This is a genomic window from Streptomyces sp. FH025 (assembly GCF_017427025.1).
Taxonomy (GTDB): Bacteria; Actinomycetota; Actinomycetes; order Streptomycetales; family Streptomycetaceae; genus Kitasatospora.
On sequence record NZ_JAFLNG010000410.1, the window covers coordinates 1 to 7,115 of the forward strand.

5 protein-coding genes are annotated in these 7,115 nt (G+C 71.7%); 4 read left to right on the forward strand and 1 reads right to left on the reverse strand.

Translation table 11 applies throughout. The annotated features are described in order from the left end of the window. Positions 1-158: 158 nt before the first annotated feature. The 3 genes from J0670_RS25260 (at position 159) to J0670_RS25270 (ending at position 4,065) form a co-directional block, all read left to right on the forward strand. Positions 159-956, forward strand: a complete 798-nt coding sequence (locus tag J0670_RS25260) for an ATP-grasp domain-containing protein (protein WP_207813960.1) — start codon at positions 159-161, stop codon at positions 954-956. A 64-nt stretch (positions 957-1,020) separates the two neighbouring features. Then, complete coding sequence (locus J0670_RS25265) at positions 1,021-1,425, forward strand: RidA family protein (protein ID WP_207813961.1); 405 nt, start codon at positions 1,021-1,023, stop codon at positions 1,423-1,425. 369 nt (positions 1,426-1,794) lie between these two features. Beyond that, positions 1,795-4,065 carry a glycosyl hydrolase family 18 protein gene (locus J0670_RS25270; RefSeq protein WP_307806679.1) on the forward strand — a complete coding sequence of 757 codons (2,271 nt, stop codon included), beginning with the start codon at positions 1,795-1,797 and terminating at the stop codon, positions 4,063-4,065. Positions 4,066-4,244: 179 nt separating this feature from the next. On the opposite strand, the gene J0670_RS25275 is transcribed toward J0670_RS25270, so the two are convergent. Further along, positions 4,245-5,468: a geranylgeranyl reductase family protein gene (locus J0670_RS25275; RefSeq protein WP_207813963.1), complete on the reverse strand. Its 1,224-nt coding sequence runs from the start codon at positions 5,466-5,468 to the stop codon at positions 4,245-4,247. Positions 5,469-5,776: 308 nt separating this feature from the next. On the opposite strand from J0670_RS25275, the gene J0670_RS25280 reads away from it, so the two are divergent. Then, positions 5,777-7,102, forward strand: a complete 1,326-nt coding sequence (locus J0670_RS25280; protein WP_207813964.1) for a dipeptidase — start codon at positions 5,777-5,779, stop codon at positions 7,100-7,102. Positions 7,103-7,115 lie beyond the last annotated feature (13 nt).

Here is a 7,115-nt window from a genome sequence, read left to right on the forward strand (position 1 = left end):
TCGGACCGCGGGCGCCGGTCCGGGGTGCCCGGACCGCCGCCCGGACGACTCTGGCACGCCCACCCGCCCCTCGGCCAGAGCCAATCACTCCGGGCCCTCGGCCGACCTGACCGAAATCCGCTGGTGGCGGCCGCCGTTCTCCCGGCAGCATGGGCGCCATGTCCACCGACTCCCCCGTCCTGCTCCTCGCGCCCCGTGTCAACGAAACGGGCCTCCGGTTGCGCACCGCCGCCGGTCTGCGCGGCCTGCGGGCGTTCACCGCGACGTCCTGGCGGGCGCCGCGCGAGCTGCTCGGCGCGGCGGTGCACGTGTACGGCGGGCCACTGTTCGGCGACGCGGTCGGACGGGAGCTCGGCCTGGCCCTGCTGGAGCCGTCCGAAGACTGGCTGGCCCGGCTGCCGTTCACGCTGACCGGCCGACGGGTGTCCGCCACCACGCTGGCAGAGGCCCGCTCGCTGCGCGGCCCGGCCTTCGTGAAACCGCCGACGGACAAGCTGTTCGCCGCCCGGGTCTACCCGGACGGCGGCGCGCTGCCCGGGCCCGAGCTGCTGGACGGCGACACGGCCGTGCTGGTGAGCGAGGTGGTGCGGTTCCGTGCGGAGTACCGGCTGTTCGTCCTGGACGGCACGGTGCGGGCCGGCTCGCGCTACGCCGTGGACGGCGAACTGTCCGTCGCACCGCTCGAAGGGGAAGAGGCCGAGGTGCTGGCCTTCACCGGCGACGTGCTGGCCGCCTCGGCCTCGTATGCCCCGCTGCCGAGCGCGGCGGTGGTGGACGTCGGACGCACCGAGGACGGCTGGGCGGTGATCGAGGCCAACGCCGCCTGGGCCAGCGGCGGTTACGCCGCCGATTCGGACGCCGTGCTGGACGTGGTGCTGCGCTCGGCCGGTCCCGATGCCCGACTCCCGACGGCCGACCGGCCGTTCCGACGCGCACCGGCCGAAGTGGTGCGCTGATGGGCGCGTTGTCCAGGACAAGTCGCTTGCGGCCCCGGCGCGCGGTGGCTCAGGATCAATCACCATGACCACCACGCACCTCACCCACATCACCGAGCCCCCGGGCGTCGCCCCGGGGACGGGCTACACCCACGTCGTCACGGGTACCGGCCGACTGGTCCAGCTCTCCGGCCAGGTGGCCTTCGACGAGCACCGGAACCTGGTCGGCGAGGGCGACCCGAAGGCCCAGGCACGCCAGGTCTTCGAGAACCTGCGTCGCTGCCTGGCCGCCGCCGGGGCCGACTTCTCGGACGTCGTCAAGTTCACGATCTTCATGACCGACATCGCCTACCTCCCGGCCGTCCGCGAGGCCCGGGACGAGTACCTGAGCGGCCTTCCGCTCCCGGCCTCCTCCGCCGTACAGGTCGCGGCACTGTTCAAGCCGGAGGTCCTCATCGAGATCGAGGCCCTGGCGATCGTCCGGGAGTAGCGGGGTCACACCGCCTCGAGACGCCCCTCCCCCAGCGCCGGGCCCGCCATCAGCGCGACCGACGAACCGCAACGAATGACAGCAAACAGATTTCAACCAACAGATAACGGATGACAGATTTCATCATCTGTCATCCGTTACTTGTCACCCGTCGACTGAACCCACCACCCACCACCTCACCCGCCAACTCCTCAGTGGTACAGACCTGTTGACGCATTGGTCCAGTCCTCCTACAGTTCCCATGCCCCGCCTCCCCACGGCGCGGGCACCGATCGCACACGGATCACCTCCGGTTCTACGTCCCCCTGTCCAACCCCCACAGTCACAGGGAGAACCATGTCCGCTCGATCCCGGGCGGGACGACCGCACATGCGCAGCAGACTGCTGGCAGTGCTCTCCGTCCTGCTCCTCCCCCTGGCAGCGCTCACCGTGCTCGCCACCCCGGCGAGTGCCGCCGGCAAGCTCACCGCCACCTTCACCACCGCCAACAACGGCTCCTGGTGGCAGGGCACCTACATCGTCCACAACGACAACGCCACCGCCGTGTCCGGCTGGACCCTGGAGTTCGACCTCCCGGCCGGCGTGACCATCGGCAACAGCTACAACGGCACCGCCACCGTCAACGGCCAGCACGTCACCGCCACCGCCGCGTTCTACAACGCGACGGTCAACGCCCACAGCACCACCGAGCCGTACAGCTTCTGGTTCGTCGGCAACGGCCCGGTCTCCACCCCGCTCAACTGCCGCATCAACGGCGACAAGTGCGACGGCACCCCGGACGTCCCGCCGTCCGCGCCGGGCACGCCCACCGTCACCGATTCGACCGCGCACACGCTCGCCCTGAGCTGGCCGGCCGCCACCGGCGGGGACTTCCCGGTCGCCTCCTACGACGTGCTGAACGGCAGCACCGTGGTCGCCTCCAGCCCCACCACCAACGTCCTGGTCACCGGGCTCACCCCGGCCACCTCGTACACCCTGACCGTCCGGGCCAAGGACAGCCGCGGCAACACCGGCCCGCTCAGCGCACCCGTCACCGCCGCCACCTTCGACCCGTCGACCGACACCACGCCGCCCACCGCACCGACCAACCTCCGCGCCACGGCGGTCAGTTCGTCGGACGTCACGCTCGCCTGGAACGCCGCCACCGACAACGTCCGGGTCGCCGCGTACGACGTCTACCGGGGCGGCACGCTGGTGACGACGGTCGGCGGCAGCACGTTGACCGCCACCGTCGGCAGCCTCTCGCCGTCCACCGCCTACACCTTCACCGTGAAGGCCCGCGACCCCGCCGACAACTCCTCGCCCGCCTCCGCCCCGCTCAGCGTGACCACCTCGGACATCGTCGGCGCCGGAAAGTACGCCCGGGTCGGCTACTTCGTCCAGTGGGGCATCTACGGCCGTCAGTACTTCGTCAAGAACCTCGACACCTCGGGCAGCGCGGCCAAGCTCGACATCATCAACTACGCCTTCGAGAACATCGATCCGGTCAACCTGACCTGCCTCGCGGGCGTCACCAAGGGCACCACCAGCAACCCGGAGGACCCCGACCAGGGAACCGGCGCCGGTGACGCCGACGCCGACTACGCCCGCCCGATGAGCGCCGACCAATCGGTGGACGGCGTGGCCGACGACGGCTGGGGCAAACTCCGGGGCAACTTCAACCAGTTGAAGAAGCTCAAGGCCAAGTACCCGAACCTGAAGGTCGTCGTCTCGCTCGGCGGCTGGACGTACTCCAAGTACTTCTCCGACGTGGCCGCCACCGATGCGTCCCGGCAGAAGTTCGTCAAGTCCTGCGTCGACACCTGGATCAAGGGCAATCTGCCGGCCTACAACGGCGCCGGCGGTGACGGCGTGGCGGCCGGGATCTTCGACGGCATCGACCTCGACTGGGAGTGGCCCGGCTCCGGCGACGGCCACCCGGGCAACCACTGGAGCGCCAACGACAAGGCCAACCTGACCCTGCTGGCGGCCGAATTCCGCAAGCAGCTCGACGCGTTGGGCGGCTCGCACAAGCTGCTCACCGCCTTCACGCCGGCCGACCCGGCGAAGGTCGCGGCCGGCTGGGACCTCGGACAGGTCTTCAACTCGCTGGACATCGCCAACGTCCAGGGCTACGACTTCCACGGCTCCGGCAGCGACAACTCCTGGGAGCCCAACCGCACCGGTCACGCGTCCAACCTGTACCAGGACCCGAACGACCCGTACAACTTCCACTTCAGCGTGGACACGGCCGTTCAGACCTACCTCAGCGCCGGGGTCAACCCGCGCAAGCTGACCATCGGCTTCCCGTTCTACGGGCGAGGCTGGCAGAGCGTGGCGGACGGCGGCGCCAACGGCGCCTGGCAGTCGGCGAACGGCGCCGCGCCGGGTCAGTTCGCCGAGGAGGCCGGAACGCGCGGCTACAACAACCTCATCACCAGCGTCCCCAACCTCACCGTCTACCACGATCCCAAGTCCGTTGCCACGTACGGCTACACGGGCGCCAACGGCCAGTGGTGGACCTTCGACGACACCTGGTCGATCGCCCAGAAGACGGCCTACCTCAAGTCGAAGAACCTGCTCGGCGGCATGATCTGGGAGATGTCCGGCGACACCCCGTCCGGCAGCCTCATGACCGCGATCGACACCGGGCTCAAGTAGCCGACCCCACTGGGCTCAAGTAGCCCACCGCACGAAGGAAACAGGGCCGGTGTTCCTCCTCCCCGGAACGGAGGAGGAGGAACACCGGCCCCACGCACGAGAGGCACGAGAGGCACGGAACGCACGAACCACGCACGGAACGCACGAACCACGCACGAACCGCGTACGCGCCGGCCCCGCTACCGCGAGGCCATCGCCATCAGCCTCCGCGCCGCCGGGTACTGTCGCAGCACCTGCGCGAAGGTGGTGTGCCCCTGGGTGGTCCGGGCGAAGGCCCGCCAGGCCGCCGGCACCAGGCAGACCGCCGCGTGGAACAGGTACGGCCGCCGCTCGAAGGCGCCCAGCAGCTGCTTGCCCGCACGCATCTCCACGCCCAGCCCGGCCTTGACGGCGAACGCGTAGTTCAGCGCCTCGCGCCGCACCGCCGCCGCGTCGCCCGCCTCGGCGACCCGCACCGCCCACTCACCGGCCAGCCGGCCCGAGCGCAGCGCGTACGAGATGCCCTCGCGGGTCCACGGCTCCAGCAGTCCGGCCGCGTCCCCGGCGACCAGCACCCGGCCGCGGGACAGCGGTGAGTCCTCGGCCCGGCAGCGGGTCAGGTGCCCGGACTCGACCTTGGGGGTGAAGCCGGACAGGCCCAACCGCCGGATGTAGTCGGCGAGGTACTGCTTGGTCTGCTCGCCGTCGCCGCGAGCCGAGATGACGCCGACGGTCAGGCTGCTGGTCTCGGTCTTCGGGAACACCCAGCCGTAACTGCCGGGCAGCGGGCCCCAGTCGAGGTGGATCCGGCCCGACCAGTCCGCGGCGACCTGCGGCGGCACCGGGATCTCCGCCTCCAGGCCCAGGTCGATCTGGTCGAAGGTGACGCCCACGTGGCGACCGATCCGGCTGGCGCTGCCGTCCGCCCCGACGACCGCGCGGGCCTCGAAGCCGCGCCCGTCGGCCGCGGTCACCAGCGCCGTCCGGTGCTCGCCGCCGCGCTGTTCGACCCCGGTGACGGTCACTCCGGTGACCAGCACCGCCCCGGCCTGCTTGGCCGCCTGCACCAGGCGCAGGTCGAACTCGTCCCGGTTGACCAGCCCGAACAGCATCCGCTGGGAGCGGCGCGTACGGGTGTACCGCCCGTCGTAGGCGAAAGTGACGGCGCTCACCCGGTCCTGCAAGGGCAGCTCGAAGTCCGGCGGCAGGCTGTCCCGGGAGGGGCCGATGATGCCACCGCCGCAGGTCTTGTAGCGGGGGTGCTCGGCCTTGTCGAGCAGCAGCACCCGTCGGCCCTGCGCGGCGGCGGCGTAGGCGGCCGAGGCCCCGGCCGGTCCGGCGCCGACCACCACCACGTCCCAGACGCCGTCGAGCTGTTCCGACGACGCCGACGACGCCGATGACGCCGACGAGGCCGATGACACGGACGACGCCGACGGGGCCGAAGACGCCTGAGCGGACGCCTCACTGTCGATACCGTCGACCGGCGCGGTCGTACGGTCGAGCGGGCTGCGGGAATCGGAGCTTCCGGAGTCAGTCACGTCGAGCAATCCTATGCGTCCGCCCACCCGCCCGGACGCCGCACCGCCCGACGAGCCGCCAGCCGACGCCGTCCCGCGCCGGTCCACGCCAGCCCACGCCGGCCCGCGCCGGTCTCCGCTCAGCCGGAGCCCCGGCACGCCCGGAGCCCCCGGAGCGGCTCCGCCTATGATCGGCGGTACCCCAACCGACCATCTCCGCCCGCACCGACCTCGCCGAGCTGGTCGCCTTCCCCTCGGTCGCCGACCCGCGCCAGTTCCCGGTCGAGGAGTGCCGGAAGGCCGCGCGCTGGGTCGCCGACGCCTTCGCCGCCGAGGGCCTGACCGGCATCCGGCTGCTGGACACCCCGGACGGCACCCAGTCCGTGTACGGCGAACTGCCCGGCCCCGAGGGCGCCCCGACCGTCCTGCTGTACTCGCACTACGACGTCCAGCCCCCGCTCGACGAGGACGCCTGGCTCAGCCCCGCCTTCGAACTGACCGAGCGTGACGGCCGCTGGTACGGACGCGGCGCGGCCGACTGCAAGGGCAACATCCTGATGCACCTGACCGCCCTGCGGGCGCTGCGCCAGGTGTACGGCGACGGCTACCCGGTCGGTCTGAAGATCATCGTGGAGGGCTCGGAGGAGCAGGGCACCGGCGGCCTGGAGCGTTACGCCGAGGCCCACCCCGAGCTGCTCGCCGCCGACGCCATCGTCATCGGCGACACCGGCAACTTCGCCCCCGGCCTGCCCACCGTGACCGCCTCGCTGCGCGGCATGACGGTGGTCGAGGCCTCGGTCACCACCCTGGGCGGCAACCTGCACTCCGGCGCCTTCGGCGGCGCCGCCCCGGACGCGCTCCAGAGCCTGGTCCGGATGCTCGCCTCGCTGCACGACGAGAACGGCGACGTCGCCGTCGCCGGCCTGGCCGCCGACCAGACCTGGGAGGGCGTGCAGTACCCCGAGGAGCAGTTCCGTGCCGACGCCAAGGTGCTCGACGGCGTCGCCCTGACCGGCACCGGCACCATCGCCGACCGTCTCTGGGCCCGCCCGTCCGTCACCGTCCTGGGCATCGACGCCCCGCCGGTGATCGGCGCCACCTCCTCCGTGCAGGCCGCCGCCAAGGCGCTGATCAGCCTGCGCGTGCCGCCGGGCATGGACTCGGCCGCCGCCCAGGACGCGCTGGTCGCCCACCTGGAGGCACAGGTGCCGCTGGGCGCCGAGCTGACCATCGAGCGCCAGGGCAACGGCGCCCCGTTCCGCGCCGACACCAGCGGCCCGGCCTACGAGGCGATGGGCGAGGCCATGGCCGAGGCCTTCGGCACCCCGATGGTCGCCTCCGGCGAGGGCGGCTCGATCCCGCTCTGCAACACCTTGCGCACGCTCTACCCGAAGGCCGAGATCGTGCTGATCGGCGTCGAGGAGCCGACCACCCAGATCCACGCGGTCAACGAGAGCGTCGACCCGCGGGAGCTGGAGCGGATGGCCCTCAGCGAGGCGCTGTTCCTGCGCCGCTACGCCGAACTGCGCTCCGTCTGACGGAGGTCGTGAC